The organism is Hymenobacter sublimis (assembly GCF_023101345.1).
Lineage (GTDB): Bacteria > Bacteroidota > Bacteroidia > Cytophagales > Hymenobacteraceae > Hymenobacter > Hymenobacter sublimis.
In genome coordinates this window covers 3,330,095-3,346,419 of sequence record NZ_CP095848.1, presented here as the reverse complement: position 1 = coordinate 3,346,419, position 16,325 = coordinate 3,330,095, and the positions used below count along the sequence as shown (strand labels likewise).

11 protein-coding genes are annotated in these 16,325 nt (G+C 59.5%); 7 read left to right on the top strand and 4 right to left on the bottom strand.

Features of this window, described 5'->3' with window-relative positions; translation table 11 throughout:
- Nucleotides 1-19: 19 nt before the first annotated feature.
- Both MWH26_RS13920 and MWH26_RS13915 read right to left on the bottom strand, forming a co-directional pair.
- Nucleotides 20-745, bottom strand: a complete 726-nt coding sequence (locus MWH26_RS13920; RefSeq protein WP_247974767.1) for a TVP38/TMEM64 family protein — start codon at nucleotides 743-745, stop codon at nucleotides 20-22.
- A 73-nt stretch (nucleotides 746-818) separates the two neighbouring features.
- Nucleotides 819-1,754, bottom strand: a complete 936-nt coding sequence (locus MWH26_RS13915) for a DUF2167 domain-containing protein (RefSeq protein WP_247974766.1) — start codon at nucleotides 1,752-1,754, stop codon at nucleotides 819-821.
- Between the two features lie 212 nt (nucleotides 1,755-1,966).
- Here MWH26_RS13915 and MWH26_RS13910 point away from each other — a divergent pair, with 212 nt between their 5' ends.
- From MWH26_RS13910 to MWH26_RS13885, 6 genes are all read left to right on the top strand, one after another.
- Nucleotides 1,967-3,106 (top strand): cystathionine gamma-synthase, encoded by a 1,140-nt coding sequence (locus MWH26_RS13910; RefSeq protein ID WP_247974765.1) that lies wholly within the window; start codon nucleotides 1,967-1,969, stop codon nucleotides 3,104-3,106.
- Nucleotides 3,106-3,633, top strand: a complete 528-nt coding sequence (locus tag MWH26_RS13905) for a hypothetical protein (protein ID WP_247974764.1) — start codon at nucleotides 3,106-3,108, stop codon at nucleotides 3,631-3,633. Before MWH26_RS13910 ends, MWH26_RS13905 begins: the two co-directional genes overlap by 1 nt.
- A gap of 177 nt (nucleotides 3,634-3,810) precedes the next feature.
- Nucleotides 3,811-4,515 carry an SGNH/GDSL hydrolase family protein gene (locus tag MWH26_RS13900; protein WP_247974763.1) on the top strand — a complete coding sequence of 235 codons (705 nt, stop codon included), beginning with the start codon at nucleotides 3,811-3,813 and terminating at the stop codon, nucleotides 4,513-4,515.
- Between the two features lie 129 nt (nucleotides 4,516-4,644).
- Entirely contained in the window at nucleotides 4,645-5,631 is a 987-nt protein-coding gene (locus MWH26_RS13895; protein ID WP_247974762.1) for an MBL fold metallo-hydrolase, read from the top strand.
- 628 nt (nucleotides 5,632-6,259) lie between these two features.
- Nucleotides 6,260-9,004 carry a TonB-dependent receptor gene (locus MWH26_RS13890; protein ID WP_247974761.1) on the top strand — a complete coding sequence of 915 codons (2,745 nt, stop codon included), beginning with the start codon at nucleotides 6,260-6,262 and terminating at the stop codon, nucleotides 9,002-9,004.
- Between the two features lie 460 nt (nucleotides 9,005-9,464).
- Nucleotides 9,465-12,305, top strand: coding sequence for a TonB-dependent receptor (locus tag MWH26_RS13885; RefSeq protein ID WP_247974760.1), 2,841 nt, complete (start codon nucleotides 9,465-9,467; stop codon nucleotides 12,303-12,305).
- A gap of 80 nt (nucleotides 12,306-12,385) precedes the next feature.
- On the opposite strand, the gene MWH26_RS13880 is transcribed toward MWH26_RS13885, so the two are convergent.
- Nucleotides 12,386-13,156 carry a hypothetical protein gene (locus MWH26_RS13880; RefSeq protein WP_247974759.1) on the bottom strand — a complete coding sequence of 257 codons (771 nt, stop codon included), beginning with the start codon at nucleotides 13,154-13,156 and terminating at the stop codon, nucleotides 12,386-12,388.
- Nucleotides 13,157-13,939: 783 nt separating this feature from the next.
- Complete coding sequence (locus MWH26_RS13875) at nucleotides 13,940-14,947, bottom strand: OmpA/MotB family protein (protein ID WP_244697198.1); 1,008 nt, start codon at nucleotides 14,945-14,947, stop codon at nucleotides 13,940-13,942.
- A gap of 177 nt (nucleotides 14,948-15,124) precedes the next feature.
- On the opposite strand from MWH26_RS13875, the gene MWH26_RS13870 reads away from it, so the two are divergent.
- Nucleotides 15,125-16,177 carry a class I fructose-bisphosphate aldolase gene (locus MWH26_RS13870; RefSeq protein ID WP_247974758.1) on the top strand — a complete coding sequence of 351 codons (1,053 nt, stop codon included), beginning with the start codon at nucleotides 15,125-15,127 and terminating at the stop codon, nucleotides 16,175-16,177.
- The last annotated feature ends 148 nt before the right edge of the window (nucleotides 16,178-16,325 follow it).

Genomic DNA, 16,325 nt, shown 5'->3' with positions numbered 1-16,325 from the left:
AGCTGCAAGGCGCTGAATTTCAGCTGAAATTTTTTTCCTCGTGTTTCACTCCGCGCTCCAGGGCGCGCTTAAGGGCCCGGGTAAATAGGAAGTATAGCCCGAACAGGGATACCGCTACCAGTACCACCACCAGCACCTTGCCCGCCGTGCCCGTGTCGGGGTCCTGAATGAGCAGTAACACGTCCTGGGCTTTCGTTCCGAGCCAGTAGAAGAACAAGGTGCGCGGCAGCATTCCGACCACCGAAGCCGTCAGAAACTGGCGGCGCGGCACTCCCATCACGGCCAGAATAAAGGTGATAAGGGCAAAAGGCAACACCGGGGACAGGCGCGTAAGCAACACTAGGCGCCAACTGTCAGCTCGCAGTTCGTGCATGATGGCGTGGGCCTTCGGGAATTTCTCCAGCAGCCCAATGAGCTTGCCTTTGTCGAGGGAGGTAGCCAGCATGTGCCCGAATAGGGCCGCCAACACGTAGGTCAGCAACATGCCAGCAAAGCCGGCCCAACCAAAGTAAAAGGCCGTTACCAGCACGACCACCGTGGTGTGGGTGAGAGCAAACGTCATGGTGAAGGCCACTACCACGAAGTAAAGCAGCATTTGCAGCGTGGAGGGGTTGCGCAACCACTCGGCGTTTTCGTGCAGGCCCCAGGCCAAGGCACTGTCGCCGACCAGTGGCAGCACCGCCAGCAGAAAAAGGGAAACCAGGGTGGACGTATTCTGGTGGAAAAGCTCTTTCAGGAAAGCCATAGGCAGCAAAAACAAACGGGCCGGCGCACACGTGGCCGGCCCGAAGGTAAGAACGTAAGAACGGCTCGGAAGGCTACGCTTCCGGATCGGTGTCGGGGGTAGGGCCCCCGGCTAGGGCAGGCTCCTCCGTGCCTTTGGCTCCGAAGAAGCGGCGGATGGCCGTCCAGGCGCCAGCCAGCAGGGCCAGGCCAATTTTCCAGAACTTAAGAAGCAGGGCGAAGAAACCTACTTTGGCCAGCACCTTGCCCGCTACCAGCCCGCCAATGCCGTAGGCTGCCACCTCGTCCAACTCGGGGTTAAAGTCGGCGTATTGCAGGCCTTTGCTAAAGGAAATGCTGGTGATGACGGCTGGAATAGTTTGGCGCACCTCAGCAAGCTGACTCACCGAGCCTACGGCGTTCAGGTTTAGTACGCCCTTGCGGCCTAACAGGCGCACGTTGTAGTTGAGCGTGTTTTCCGTGGCTTGCCCAAACTTCAGCTCCTTAGCCCAGTGCAGCACGTTCAGGCTCTTATCATAATAAGGCTTGGCGGCCCAGCCCACCAACGTAACGGGCTCGTAGCCAGCATCGGCGCGCTCCTGGTTGGCTTCTTCGGTGTCAGCCTGCATGTCCTTGAGCAGATCATCGTAATCAATGTCCTGGGCGTCATCGTCTTTCACGTAGCCCATCTTCTCGTATTCGACTACGAAAGCCCAGCTGCCGGCATCCAGGGGGCCTTTGCTGTCGGGAAAGATCATGCCCAAGGACTCGCCGTTGGGGTTGCCCCAGAACTTGGTGAGCACCTGCGTGCTTTGCGCGGCATCGAGGTAGCGGAAGCCAGCGGGCAGCGTGATTTCGCCTACGCTCTCGGGTAGTGTGATGCGCCCCGTCTGGTAATGGAGCGTGGCCTGCAAGGAATCAACCTTGGCCTGGTAGCGGGCGGCTGAGTCGGTAGAGGTGGGGGTAGGGGTAGCCGCAAAGCTAGCAGCCGGTACCCCGGCCAGAGCCAGAAGAAGTAGAAGTTTTTTCAAGCGTATAAATAGAAAAAGGTGACATAGATTTTGCTGACAAGATAGGAATATACCCAGCTAACCCGCGCGCTTCTCACTGCCTACACGAAAATAAATTGGCGAAAAGCGAGCGACTTAATCGTGTTAGCTGTTGTAGGGGCCACGTGGGAAAGAGGCCTGTTTTTTTACCTTTGCCGCTCCCATCACCTACCCCTCTTCTGACGCTACGTCCTATGAAATTTGGAACCAAAGCCATCCACGCGGGTGTGTACCCAGACCCCACCACCGGGGCCATCATGACCCCAATTTATCAGACCTCGACCTACGTGCAACGCTCCCCCGGCGACCACAAGGGTTTCGAGTACTCGCGCACCCATAACCCTACCCGCTCCCAGCTCCAGGATGCGCTGGCGGCCCTCGACAACGGCAAGCACGGCCTGGCTTTCGCTACCGGCATGGCCGCCATCGACTGCATCGTGAAGCTGCTGCAACCCGGCGACGAGGTCATCAGCACTAATGATCTGTACGGTGGTTCCTACCGTCTCTTTACTAAGGTATACCAGAACTACGGCATCAAGTTCCACTTCGTGCCCATGCACGATATGACGGCCGTGGAAGCCGCCGTGACGGAGCGCACCAAGCTAATTTGGGTGGAAACGCCTACCAACCCCCTGCTCAACGTCATTGACATTGCCGCCGCTTCGGCCGTCGCCAAAAAGGCCGGTGCCCTGCTCGTGGTGGATAACACCTTCTCGACGCCCTACCTGCAAACTCCGCTGGAACTGGGCGCCGATATGGTGATGTACTCGCTGACCAAGTACATGGCCGGCCACTCCGATACGGTGATGGGTGCCGTGATTGTAAACAATGATGAGCTGCATGAGCGCCTGAGCTTCTACCAGAACGCCTGCGGCGGCACGCCCGGCCCCCAGGACTGCTTCCTGGTGCTGCGCGGCCTCAAAACCCTGCACGTGCGCATGCAGCGCCACTGTGAGAATGGCCGCAAAGTAGCCGAGTTTCTCAAGGTCCACCCCAAAGTGGAGAAGGTATACTGGCCGGGCTTCGAGGATCATCCGAACCACGCCGTGGCCGCCCGGCAGATGCGCGACTTCGGGGGCATGATTTCCTTCGTGCTTCAGGGCGACCGGAAAGAAGATGCCATTGCAGTCCTCGAAAAATTCCAGCTCTTTTCCCTGGCCGAAAGCCTGGGCGGCGTGGAAAGCCTTTCGGGCCACCCCGCCACCATGACCCACGCCAGCATTCCCGCCGAGGAGCGCCGCAAGGCTGGCCTCTCTGACTCGCTGATTCGTTTGAGCGTGGGCATTGAGGATGCCGAGGATCTGCTGGAAGACCTGCACCAGGCCATTGGGTAGTGCAGGCAGGCAAGATACTTCTTGGGGTAGGTCTGCTGCTGGGCTCAGCTGGTGCGGCCGTGGCTCAGCAGCAGGCTCCGAAGCCGAACGGCGCGCCGTTTAGCCGGGCCAATATCATTTTGGCCTACACTTCTGCTCCGCCTGACTCCGTACTGACGCGGTTACGGCAGCATGTAGCCTCCCGCGGGTTTATCATCGACAGTCTGGACGCTTCCCGCGGCTTGCTGACAACCAAGGTGGTAGTGCCCGCCCAGCGCCCGGAGGAACAGCTGAAGCTGCGGGCTGTGCGCGTGGCAGGCGGCTGGAAACTGACGGGTCTGTTTACGTTGGAAGGGCCCGGACGCGGCAATGCTACTGCGTTTCCGGCGCAGTTCCTGGGCCTGGAAAACGCCCCTGCCAAAACCGCCTTTCGGCAGGTGGAAGCCCTGGCCCGGGCCGTGCCCCAAGCAACGCTTCGCTATGACCGGGGCAAAGTCAGTTTCAGCGCCTTCACGCAGCTGGAAGAAGCCCTAAAAGCTGTGTGGTAGCAGAAAATTACCTTGTTTTGAACGCCCGGTCTTATGGCCGGGCGTTCGTGTTTGGGGTGGGGTAGGCGCGGCCTCAGGTTAGCCGACAAACCGGGGGTAGGCAAACGCCGGTGGCAATCTGCCGCACTGGAAATGGCGTACATCCTGGCTCATGTTTTCTATCTGCCTGCTTTCCTGATGCGGATTCTCCCTTTTCTCTTCCTGCTGCTGGGGTTCAGCTGCACTCAGCCCACCTCGGACCCGGCTCCGCGGCCTTCCGTGCCTACTGCGCCAGCCCCCAACAGCGCCCCCATCAGCTACCTGGCCCTCGGCGACTCTTACACCATTGGCGAGGGGGTAGGGGAGGCCGACCGGTGGAGCGTTCAGCTCGCCCGCCAGGGCCAGACGGCCGGGATTCAGCCCCCCGACATCATTGCCCAAACGGGCTGGACCACTGCCCAACTGCTTCAGGCCATTCGGGCCAGCAATACTACGCGCACCTACGAGCTAGTTTCCTTGCTTATTGGCGTGAACAACCAGTATCAGGGCCTGCCGCTGACTACCTACCGCGCCGAGTTTCGGGAATTGCTGCAAACGGCCACGCGCTTTGCCGGCGGCCGCCCAGGCCGGGTGGTGGTGCTGTCTATCCCAGACTGGGGCCAGTCGCCCTACGCCCGCCGCCTAGACCCCGCCCGGATTGCCTCCGAAATCGACCAGTACAACGCTGTAGCCCGGCAGGAGTGCACCCAGGCTGGCGTGGCCTTTGTTGATATTACCGACCTGACCCGGGCGGCAGGCGGCGACCCAACCCAGTTTGCCAATGACGGGCTGCACTACTCCGGTAAGCAGATGCAACAGTGGGCTTTGCGAGCGTGGCCAGTGGTGCGCCAGCTGTTGCCCTAAGGGCAGCCGGCGCGGGGTAGGTGGCAGAGAAGGGAGCAGGCAGAAGCTACCCCTTTTCGCGGCCCCATAAAGTAAAAGCGGCGCGGCCTCGTCAGCGGGTACAGGCTTGCCTATTGGGCCTCTGATTTTATGAAAACACCTTCCCGCTTTACCGGTAAAAAGTACCTGAACACCGTGCCCACCAGCATGGCCATGAACTACGGGCGCCTATTGCGCCGCTGGTTGCTGGGCAAGGAAGAGCGGGAGCCCCGCCGGCCCCTGGGCCCCTTCCGCACCGATGCGGCCGTTTTGCAGGAGCCCGTACCCACCACCGCCCTCCGCGTTACCTGGTTCGGGCATTCGAGCACCCTACTGGAAGTTGATGGTAAGCGGTTTCTGACTGACCCAGTGTGGCGGCTGCGGGCCTCGCCGGTAGCCCTGGGGCCCAAGCGCTTTTTCGCCCCGCCGCTACCACTTGCCAAACTGCCCCAACTAGACGGCGTTATTCTCTCCCACGACCACTACGACCACCTCGACAAAGACGCCATTCGGGCGCTGGCCCCAACGGGAGTGCACTTCTACTGCCCACTGGGGGTAGGCGCCCACCTGCGCCGCTGGGGCGTGCCCGCCGCCCAGATAACCGAGCTAGACTGGTGGCAGGAAGTTCAGGTAGGAGAGACCCACACGCTGGTTGCCACGCCCGCCCGGCACTTTACCGGCCGCCGCCTCACCCGCGACAATACGCTCTGGGCCTCCTGGTGCCTGCTCGGGCCCACGCACCGCGCCTTTTTCGGCGGCGACTCCGGGCCCTACGAATCGGGCTTCCGGGAAATAGGTGCCGCCTACGGACCTTTCGACTTGGTAATGCTCGAAATTGGCGCTGCCGATGCCCAATGGGCCGATATTCACATGGGCCCCGATGAGGCGCTGGTAGCGCATCGGGCCTTGGGCGGCGGGGCCCTGCTGCCCCTGCACTGGGCCACGTTCAACCTGGCTTTTCACAGCTGGCACCAACCCGCCGACCGCCTCGTAGCCGCCGCTGGCCCCGCCGTGAAGCTCCTACTACCCCCTCCCGGACAGCGTGTAGAAGTAGCCGCCGGGCCACTGCCTGGGCAGTGGTGGCAGGCCTATAGGTAGGCGTAATGGGCTCTGGTTAAGCAGGCTGACTCACGCTAGCAACAGAACACACTAACTGCTTCGCCTCCGACTCCGCATGATGTTCTGCTGCGCTGTTCTTCACTCATTAAGCAAGTAGTAACCTAAATAAGAGGGGGAGGCGCAAACAAAAACCGCTGGCTGCTTGTAGTAACCGCACTTGCAGCCCAAAGGAGTAATTCGGGCTGCGTCTTTTACCATTGCCGCGTGAAAAATTACTTCTCAGCCGCTTCTGCTTGGCAGGCCCGCCGGTTGAATCCAACTGGCGTTTTAGTGCATATGTCTTGCTTGTCCGCTGCTGTGGTGGCAGCCGGGGGCGCAGGTTGCTGTTGCTGTTGTAAGTAAAGTGCATGGCTGCGTGTGAGCGGCCCCTGGGCTAGTAGCTGCCCGTTTTTCATTCCTCCTGTTGCTTCCTGTTTGAGCTGAACGCTACCGGCCCCTGGCCCTCAGGTTGCGTATGCGGCAAAGAGGCCGTTGGTTTCACTGGCTGCCTCACGCGCGTGCTGGCTCCGTGTTGATGAAGGAAAACCTGTCCCTTTCGTGAGTTGAACCAGCCCCGGCCCCTGAATGGGCGCTGATGGCTGGTCGTATGTTTCTTTTTCCGTTTCTTATGAATTCTCTTTTCCCAAGCCGAATCGGGTTGGTTGCGGCATTGTCGCTGACCAGCTTGGCTGCTGCGGCCCAGAACGTGTCCGTATCGGGGCGCGTAACCAATGCTGCCGGGCAGGGCCAGCCGGGCGTAACGGTGCTGGAGCGCGGCACCACCAACGGCACCAGCACCGACGCCGACGGCCGCTACCGCCTGGAGGTAGCACCCACGGCCACCCTGGTTTTCTCCGCCATCGGTTCCACTACCCAGCAACTCCCCCTCAACGGTCGGACCAGCCTGGACGTGCGCCTTACGGACAACGAAACGGCCCTGAATGAGGTGGTAGTCACTGGCTCGCGCGCCACGGAGGGCCGGTCTAATATCCTGACTACCTCGCCCGTCGACGTTATTTCGGCCCGCGAAATCAAGGCCTACGCCCAGACCGACGTCACTCAGATCCTGACTTACATTGCTCCTTCCTTCCAGAGCAGCCGCCAGACCGTAACCGATGGCACCGACTTCGTGGACCCCGCTACCCTGCGCGGCTTAGGCCCCGACCAAGTGTTGGTGCTGGTGAACGGCAAGCGCCGCCATACCTCGGCCCTGGTGAACATTAACGGCACGCCCGGTCGGGGCTCCGTGGGCACTGATATGAACGTTATTCCGCCCGCAGCCATCAAACGCATTGAGGTGTTACGCGAAGGCGCGGCGGCTCAGTACGGCTCCGATGCCATTGCCGGCGTTATCAACATCCAACTTAAGGACGACACCACCGGCGTATTTGCCAGCAGCACCGTGGGCCAGACAGTGGAAGGCGACGGGGAATTGGTGCAGGCTGATGCCAATGCCGGCTTTGGGCTCGGACGCCGGGGCTTTGTGAACGTGAGCGGGCAGTTCAGTAACCGTAGCTTCGTAGACCGCAGCCGCCCCGATACGGCCCCACTAATTTACCTAGGCAGCGGCGGCAACTACCCCAGCGGCCTCACCGACCAGCAAAAGCGGGAGTTGAAAGCTCAGGACGATGCCCTGGTAGCCGAGCGCGGCTTCAACCGCCGCAACATCCGGGTGGGTAGCTCCGACGTCCGGACCTACGGGGGCTTCCTGAACGCGGCCTATACTTTGGCCCCGAGCCTGGGGCTGGAAGCTTACGTGACGGGCGGCCTAACCCGCCGCACCGGCCGGGCCGGCGCTCTTTACCGCCTACCCAACCAAGCTACCCAAAGCGACCTGACCATCTACCCGAACGGCTACCTGCCCTTCATTAACAGCACCGTCGATGACGCCTCCTTGATTACGGGGGTGCGCGGCACGGTGCTAGGCTTCGCCGCCGATCTGAGCAATACGTACGGCCGTAATAGCCTCCGCTACGACGTCACGAATACGCTGAACGCTTCTTTGCCCCAGGGCACTAGCCCCACGGCGTTTTACGCCGGCACGCTCACATTTCAGCAGAACACCGTGAACTTGGGCTTCTCGCGCAAGTTTACCAGCGTGCCCGCCCTGAGCACGCTGAACGTGGCTTTCGGGGGGGAATTCCGGACGGATATATTTGAGATTGAGGCCGGTGAGGAAGGCTCCTACCTGGCCGGCACCCGCACCGTGAACGGGGCCCGCGCTGCCTTCGGAGCCCAGGGCTTCCCCGGCTACAAACCCCAGGACGCTACCAACCGCACCCGTACCAACGTGGCTGGCTATCTGGATTTGGAAAGTGACATCACGGAAAAGCTGCTGGTAAGCGTGGCAGGTAGGGCCGAGCGGTACTCCGATTTTGGCAACAACGTGAGTGGCAAGCTAGCCGCCCGCTACAGCCTGCTGCCCGACCTGGCCGTGCGCGGCAACCTGGGCAACGGCTTCCGGGCGCCCTCCTTGCAGCAGCGCTACTTTACCAACTCCAGCACCCAGTTTACCAGCGGGGAACTGCGTGAGGTGCTCACCACCAACAACGACGACCCCCTAACCCGGGCCTTCGGCATTGGCTCGCTGAAGCAGGAAAAGTCGAAGAACTACAGCCTGGGCCTGACGGCGCGCGTACTCCGCACGATTACGCTCACCGTGGATGCCTACCAGATTGACATTGACGACCGAATTGTGCTTAGCAGCCAGTTCAACCGCGGCAATGCGGCCGTGAATACCATTCTTGGCACGCTGCCGGTGCAGGGCATCCAGTTCTTTGCCAACGCCGTGAATACCCGTACCCGGGGCCTGGATGTGGTAGCCAATGAGCGGTTGCAACTAGGCGCTGACAGCCGCCTGACCCTGACGGCAGCGGCTAACTTCAACGAAACCACGGTGCGCAGCTTTAACAGCTCGTCCTTCATTGATGCCAACCCCAGCCTGCAAAACACCCTCTTTGACCGGGCTCAGCGCGCCCGCCTTGAAAACGGCCAGCCCCGCAGCAAAATCAACCTCAGCGCCGACTACGGCTACCGGATTTTCAGCGTGAACCTGCGCACGGTGCGTTTCGGGGAAATCCAAACCAAGGACGCCAACCCCGACCGTTCCTACATCGACCAGACATTCTCGGCCAAGTGGGTAACGGACCTCGTACTCAGCGCCCAAGTGCACAAGTACGTGGGTGTGAGCATTGGGGCCAACAACCTCTTCAACGTTTACCCCGACCGCCTCTACCAGGACCCCAACAACAACGAGCAAAGCCTAACCTACTCCACGTTAGATGCCACCAACCGGGGCCGCTTCCCTTACAGCTCCAACCAGTTCGGCTACAGCGGCGCCTTTTACTTCGGCCGCCTGAATGTGTCGTTTTAAGCGTTGATTGCCTTGTTACAGAAAAGCCGCTCAGATAAGCTCTGAGCGGCTTTTCTGTGTTATTAGGCTAGTTCGTCTGCTCTACGCCCACACCTAGCCAGCTTGTACAATGCTGCTTGTCATTCCGAGTGAAGCGAGGAATCTGAGCTAGCCGCTAACGAACAACCCAGATTTCTCGCCTCGCTCGGAATGACAGCAAGTACGCCTCAGAATGACAAGTGGCTATGACGTGGAAGAGCAGATTTACCGCGTCTGATAGCTAATTGAGCAGGCTCAACAGAAACAACGGATATAAGATGCTGAACCCAACAGAATTGGGTTGGCGGCCCCTTGCCTGCAGAGCTGAACAACTCTAGTGTTGTGTATTACCATTCCATGATTATATTGACTCAATTGTAGTCTGCTGCGCCGGGAGATTCTGCAAGTCACCTACTGCCTAACGCCTCTTACCTCAGATTGTATGAAGAGACTTCTCCTCCTGCCCGCCGTTGCTATTGCCCTAGTAAGCCAGGCGCAAGCCCAGAACGTCACCGTTACGGGGCGCGTGACCAATGCCGCCGGCCAGAGCCAGCCGGGCGTAACCGTGCTGGAGCGCGGCAGCAACAACGGCACCAGCACCGATGGCAACGGCCGTTTCGAGCTTTCCGTGTCGCCTACTGCTACCTTGGTTGTCTCGGCCATAGGCTCGGCTACCCAGCAGATTCCACTCAATGGCCGCACTATCCTGGAGGTGCGCCTGCAGGATGCCGCCACCGATTTGAACGAGGTAGTCGTAACCGGCTCACGCGCCACTGAAGGTCGTTCCAACGTGCTGACTACCTCACCCGTCGACGTTATATCGGCCCGCGAAATCAAGGTGTTTGCCCAGACCGACGTCTCGCAGATCCTGACCTACATCGCGCCCTCGTTTCAGTCGTCGAGGCAGGCAATTTCCGATGGCACCGACCACGTGGACCCGGCCTCCCTGCGCGGGTTGGGCCCCGACCAGGTGCTGGTGCTGGTGAATGGCAAACGCCGCCACTCTTCGGCCCTGGTGAACATCAACGGTACCGTGGGCCGCGGCTCGGTAGGAACTGACCTCAACACAATCCCGAATGCATCCATCAAGCGCATTGAGGTCCTGCGCGACGGGGCCGCCGCTCAGTACGGCTCCGATGCCATTGCTGGCGTTATCAACATCCAGCTCAAGGACGACACTACCGGCGTGCAGGCCAGCAGCACCGTGGGCCAGACCTATGAGGGCGACGGGCGCCTGTACCAAGCCGATGCCAACGTGGGCGTGGGCCTGAACGGGCGCGGGTACCTGGATTTGAGCGGGCAGTTTAGCAACCGGGGCTACACCAACCGTAGCGGCGTAGACACGGCTCCGTTGATTTACTTAGGCGGCAACAGCGGCACCTTCCCCGCCAGCGCCAACACCGAACAATTGCGCCGTGACCTAAAAGCCCAGGACGACGCCTTAGTGGCCCAGCGCGGCTACGACCGGCGCAACCTGCGCCTGGGTCAGTCGGAGGCTCGCACCTACGGGGGCTTCCTGAATTTTGGCTATACCTTGGTGCCCGCCGTTGGGCTGGAGGCCTACGTAACGGCTGGGGCGTCGCGGCGCACGGGCAAGGCCGCTGGCTTTTACCGCCTGCCCAACCAAGTTACCCAAACCGACGCCACCCTGTACCCCAACGGTTTCCTACCCTTCATCAACACCACCATCATTGACCAGTCCATTATTGCGGGGCTGCGGGCACGGGCCCTGGGGTTCGACATTGACCTGAGCAACACCTACGGCCGCAACGAACTGGCTTTCGACATTAGCAACACGCTCAACGCTTCCCTACCGGTGGGCATCAGCCCCACGAATTTTTACGCCGGCACCATTGCCTTTCGCCAGAACACGAGCAACCTAAACTTCACGCGCCGCTTCACCAACGTAGCCGTGCTGAGCACCCTGAACGTAGCCTTCGGGGCCGAGTACCGCGACGATAACTACCAGATTGAGGCCGGTGAACGAGGCTCCTACGAAAACTACGGCCGCGTAATTGCGCCGGGTCCGCCGCCCACCTTCGCGGCGGCCGGGGCCCAGGTGTTTCCTGGCTACCAGCCCTCTGATGCCCTGAACCGCTCCCGCACCAATACGGCCGGCTACGTGGATCTGGAAAGTGACATTACGGAAAAGTTGCTGGTAAGCGTAGCGGGTAGGGCCGAGCGGTACTCCGATTTTGGCAACAACGTGAGCGGTAAGCTGGCCGCCCGCTACAGCATTCTGCCCGATGTGGCCGTGCGCGGAGCAATCAGCAATGGCTTCCGGGCCCCGTCGTTGCAACAGCGCTATTTTACCAACACTAGCACCCAATTCGTGCAGGGTGCTCCCAACCAGGTGCTGACCGTTAATAACGACAATCCTATTGTGCGCAACGGCTTTACGGCTGGCGGCGTGGGGCAGCAGGGCTTCGGTATTGGCTCGCTGAAGCAGGAAAAGTCGAAGAACTACAGCCTGGGCCTGACGGCGCGCATCCTCAAAACCGGTACTATCACGCTGGATGCCTACCAGATTGACATTCAGGACCGCATTGTGCTGTCCTCGCAGTTTAGCCGCGCTAACCCCACGGTGGCCGCCATTCTCGGAACGCTGCCGGTAAGCCAGGTGCAGTTCTTTGCCAACGCCGTGAACACCCGTACCCGGGGCATTGATGTGGTAGCCAACCAGCGCCTCGACCTGGGTCCCGGCCGCCTAACCCTGACGGTGGCGGCTAACTTCAATGAAACCGAGGTGCGTAAAGTCAACAGTTCCCCAACCATTGATGCCGACCAAACCGGCCTGCAAAACACCTTATTCGACCGTCAGCAGCGTGGCCGCCTCGAAAACGCCCAGCCCCGCAGCAAAATCAACCTTACGGCCGGCTATGCCCTGGGTATTTTCAGCGTAGAAGCCCGCACCGTGCGCTTCGGGGCAGTGCAGTACAAGGATGCCCGGCTGGATAACCCCGGTGCTAACAACGGCTTTCTGTTCTCCAGCATCGACCAGACGTTCTCGGCCAAATGGGTAACCGACCTAACGCTGAGCGCCCAAGTGACCCGCCAGATCGGCCTGACGGTAGGGGCCAGCAACCTCTTCGATGTCTACCCGGATAAGTACCGCGTGAACGTGCTGAATAACGAGCAAAACGTGGCCGTAGGCGCTTTAGCCTACAACTCCTCTCGCGACAATACCAACCGGGGCCGCACCATCTACAACCCCAACCAATTCGGCTACAACGGCGGCTTCTACTTCGCCCGCGTTATCGTGAACCTGCCTACTTCCAATTAAACAGCTGTAGTGTGCGGAAGAAAAACGGCCGGCTCCCTCTAGGAGAGCCGGCCGTTTGGTATCGTGATAACCAGCAAACACTACTCACGCAGGAGCCGCACCTGCCGCCCATCAGCAGTGCGGGCTACATAGATGCCGGGAGCAAGGCTGGCGGCTGGCTGCCACACCACACTGCCATCCGGCTTACTAGTCAGCTGAGCCACCGTGCGACCCAGCCCATCCAGGACGCTTACCGTTTGAGTTCCGGCTTGGCCGAGTTGGAACTGCACCTGCTCGCGGAATGGGGTAGGGGTGGCAAAAATCGACAAAGGTTGCTTACCAAATTTGGTAGATAAAACTTGGCTGGTAACCAAGAAAGTAAGTGTCCGGCTGTCGGAGCCTAAGAGGGGGCATCCATTATCAGTTACGGTAACAGGCAGATAATAGCGGCCCAGCGGCAGGTTGGCCGGAACCTGCCACGTTAGGCGGGATTGGGTAGCCGACACAGTTTGAAGTGAAACGCCAGGCACAACGGTAGCAGCGGCGGTGCTAAAACTCAGCATCTGGCCAGCATCAGCGTCACTGGCATCCAGGGTAACAGAAATGGTCTGCCCTGGATTTGCCCGGATGGCTTTTTCGAACGGCTGGGTAGCCGCTCCGACCTGAAGAGAGGTGAAAGTAGGATTGGTATTACCACCAGGATTTGCCAGGTACGTAATGTCGCGGGTAATACTCCCAATGAGCGTCCAGGTAGAGTTGATACGCCGATACTCTTCCACTTTTACAGCTATAACGTAGGAGCCCACTATCAGTGAGAAAGGAGAGGTAGTAGCTTCGCCGGTAGCGGTGTTGAGCTGGAACGGAGAAGGCATAAACCCCGCAACTGGCTGAGCGCAGGGGAGAGCTGGTAAAGCAGCGCGGTACCCTCCTCCATCCATAGGGGTGACTAGCTTATGCACCAATGAATCGCCATCAGGCTCGAAAGAGCTAAAGCTGTAGCGCTGCATTTGGTTTCCTTGTAGGGTAGGAAAATCAGTATTAATAAACTTAGGAGAAGTGTTAATCAGCCCCGTCGAATTGTCCAGTAGCGCTTCGATATACACGCCCTGATCAATTGGGTTAGTAATATTCATTATACCACCGGTTCGATTTACTTGACTTACGTTCAAAACCCACCGCGCTGGTGGTAGCTGCACTTCTGTTTCAAAGACAACTGCCCGTATGGCGCTGGGGCTGGTGCAACTAATAGTGTTTAACGTGAACTTCCGAGTTGCTGTTAATGGAACAATAAAGCTACCCGGTAGCAAATCTGAGCAGCCGCCGCGGCCACACACTAGTGTAATGTGGCTAGTTCCCGCTGGTCCAACGCCTTCATAAAGTTTTACCGTGATGTGGTATCGGTCGGGAGAACCACTCACAGGCTCATAAAAAAATTCACCACCCCGATTATGAGTGGCGAATAACGGAGTAGTAATTAATAAAAGGGCCCCAAGTGCCATCAGCAGGCGGAACACCGAAGAAGTGGGCATGGTAAATAGGTTAAGAATGAAAGGAGTATGTTGTAGTAGTCGGAGCTAAGCATTACGGCCCGATATAAGTAGATGTAGCGGCTATTAAGCCGCTACATCTTGTTTCCAAGATAGTTAAGCGCCGTCTTACTTCCCACTTGCCGTAGAATTGCTGTCCAGAATCTTGAGCAGTTCGTTGAGCTTGGGCGTCAGGATGATTTCAGTGCGGCGGTTCAGGGCCTTGTTCTGGGGCGAGTCGTTCTGGGCCACGGGCACGTATTGGGAGCGGCCCGAGGCCGTGACGCGGGCCGGCGCTACCCCGCCCGTGGTAAGCAAGCGGGCAATTTCGGTGGCGCGCAGCACGCTCAAATCCCAGTTGTCCTGCATGGCGGCGGTGGGGCGGCTGAAGGCTACGTTATCGGTGTGGCCTTCTACTACCACGTTCACGTCGGGCTGGTTTTGAAGTACGGTAGCCAATTGCTTCAGGGCCTCCTGGCCTTTGGGGTCCACTTTCGTGGAGCCGGACTTGAACAGCAACTGCTCGGAAAGAGACACGTAGACTTTGCCGTCCTTCATTTTCACCTGCAAATCGGTGCCCTGGAAGCCGCGCAGGGCGTTCGTTACGCTGGCTTTGAGGTCGTCCACGGCTTTGTCTTTTTCAGCCAGGGCTTTTTGCAGCTCCGCTAGTCGGGCTTCGCGCACTTTCAGGTCGGCGTTGAGCTTGTCGATGTCGGCGCGGCTTTTCTTCAGGTTGGTGTCCAGCTCGCCCAGCTCGGCCTCGCGGCGGGCCAGGTCCTTGGCTACTTTGTTGTAGTCGGCCGACTTATCGGCCATGGCGCGGTCGGAGTTCTTGAGCAGCTTGTCGTAGGAGTCGGTGAGCTGGGTGTTGAGCTGCTGCATGCGGCGTAGGTTGCGGCCGGTTTCAGTGGAGTCGTCCACGAGGCGGCGGGTGTCGAGGCGCAGTTGGACCAGTTCATCGGAAGCCTTTTTTAGCTCCGTCACGGCTTGGCGCTGCTGGCGCTCCAGGTCGGTTTTGGCCTGCTCAGTGGCCGTCTGGCGGGCTTTCAAATCGTCGTATTTCTTGGAGGCTACGCAGCCGGGCAGGGTAGCGGCGGCGAGCAGGGCGGCCACCGTGAGGGTAGAAAAGCTTTTCACGAACAAAGAACAAAGTAGAGCGAAGGGTAAGGAAGCGAGCCGGGGGCCAGGCATTCCGGTGGCAAGGTACGGGCCCGGGGCCGGAAGTTCTACCAAACTAGGGGCCGCCGGCGTGGCCTCTTGGCTATATTTACCGTATGCCCCCCTCAGCCCTTTCGCAACTAACCCGTTCTGTGTATGGCCTCTATCCTCGATGACCTCGCCCCGGAAACCCTAGCTCTACTGGAACACCAGTGCCACACCATACCCAAGGAGCAACTGCACCGCCCCGGCCCCGATTTTCTGGATGACTACTTCGTGCCATCTAGCCGCAGCCCTCAGGTATTGCGCAGCTTGGGTCAGCTCTACAACCACGGCCGTTTGGCGGGCACCGGCTACCTCAGCATTCTGCCCGTCGACCAAGGCATTGAGCACACCGCCGGCGCCTCCTTCGGACCGAACCCCATGTACTTCGACCCCGAGAATATCATTCGGCTGGCTCTGGAAGGCGACTGTAACGCTGTGGCCACTACGTTCGGCACCTTCGGAACAGTAGCGCGCCGCTATGCCCACAAGATTCCGTTTCTGGTGAAAATCAACCACAACGAGCTGCTAACCTATCCCAATACCTACGACCAAATTCTGTTTGGCTCGGTGGAGAAAGCCTGGAATTTGGGCGCAACGGCCGTGGGTGCTACCGTGTACTTTGGCTCTGAAGAATCGAACCGGCAGATTCAGGAGGTAGCGGCGGCGTTTGAGCGGGCCCACGAGCTGGGCATGGCCACGGTGCTCTGGTGCTACACCCGTAATAACGCCTTCAAAACCAAGGACAAAGATTTCCATGTGGCCGCTGATCTTACCGGCCAAGCCAACCACTTGGGCGTTACCATCGGGGCCGACATCATCAAGCAGAAGCTACCGGAAAACAACGGTGGCTTCAGCACCCTAGGCTTTGGCAAAACCCATCCGGCCATGTACAGCCAGCTGGCCTCCGACCACCCCATCGACCTGACCCGCTACCAGGTAGCCAACTGCTATATGGGCCGCATTGGCCTTATCAACTCCGGGGGCGAAAGCCTGGGCAACGGCGACCGGGATGCAGCCATCAAAACGGCCATCATCAACAAGCGCGCCGGTGGCCAAGGGCTGATTTCGGGCCGCAAAGCCTTCCAGCGTCCCTTCGCCGAAGGTGTGGCCCTGCTCCACGCTATTCAGGATGTGTACCTCGACGACAGCATCACGCTGGCGTAAGAAGTAAAATGGTGACTGAGTGTCTGCTGCTTCACTCACTCCTCACTTCACAATTTCGCCACTTCACAAATTCACTATTTCACCATCTGGCTTAACTTGCACCGTGGAAGCAACCTCAGCCCGGTAGTAGCTGCCCTCCCCGGCCTTC

Bases quoted from the DNA above. Each gene is read 5' to 3' on its own strand.
- MWH26_RS13920 (WP_247974767.1), bottom strand. From the start codon at position 745: ATGGCTTTCCTGAAAGAGCTTTTCCACCAGAATACGTCCACCCTGGTT.
- MWH26_RS13910 (WP_247974765.1), top strand. From the start codon at position 1,967: ATGAAATTTGGAACCAAAGCCATCCACGCGGGTGTGTACCCAGACCCC.
- MWH26_RS13900 (WP_247974763.1), top strand. From the start codon at position 3,811: ATGCGGATTCTCCCTTTTCTCTTCCTGCTGCTGGGGTTCAGCTGCACT.
- MWH26_RS13895 (WP_247974762.1), top strand. From the start codon at position 4,645: ATGAAAACACCTTCCCGCTTTACCGGTAAAAAGTACCTGAACACCGTG.
- MWH26_RS13890 (WP_247974761.1), top strand. From the start codon at position 6,260: ATGAATTCTCTTTTCCCAAGCCGAATCGGGTTGGTTGCGGCATTGTCG.
- MWH26_RS13885 (WP_247974760.1), top strand. From the start codon at position 9,465: ATGAAGAGACTTCTCCTCCTGCCCGCCGTTGCTATTGCCCTAGTAAGC.
- MWH26_RS13880 (WP_247974759.1), bottom strand. From the start codon at position 13,156: ATGCCTTCTCCGTTCCAGCTCAACACCGCTACCGGCGAAGCTACTACC.
- MWH26_RS13870 (WP_247974758.1), top strand. From the start codon at position 15,125: ATGGCCTCTATCCTCGATGACCTCGCCCCGGAAACCCTAGCTCTACTG.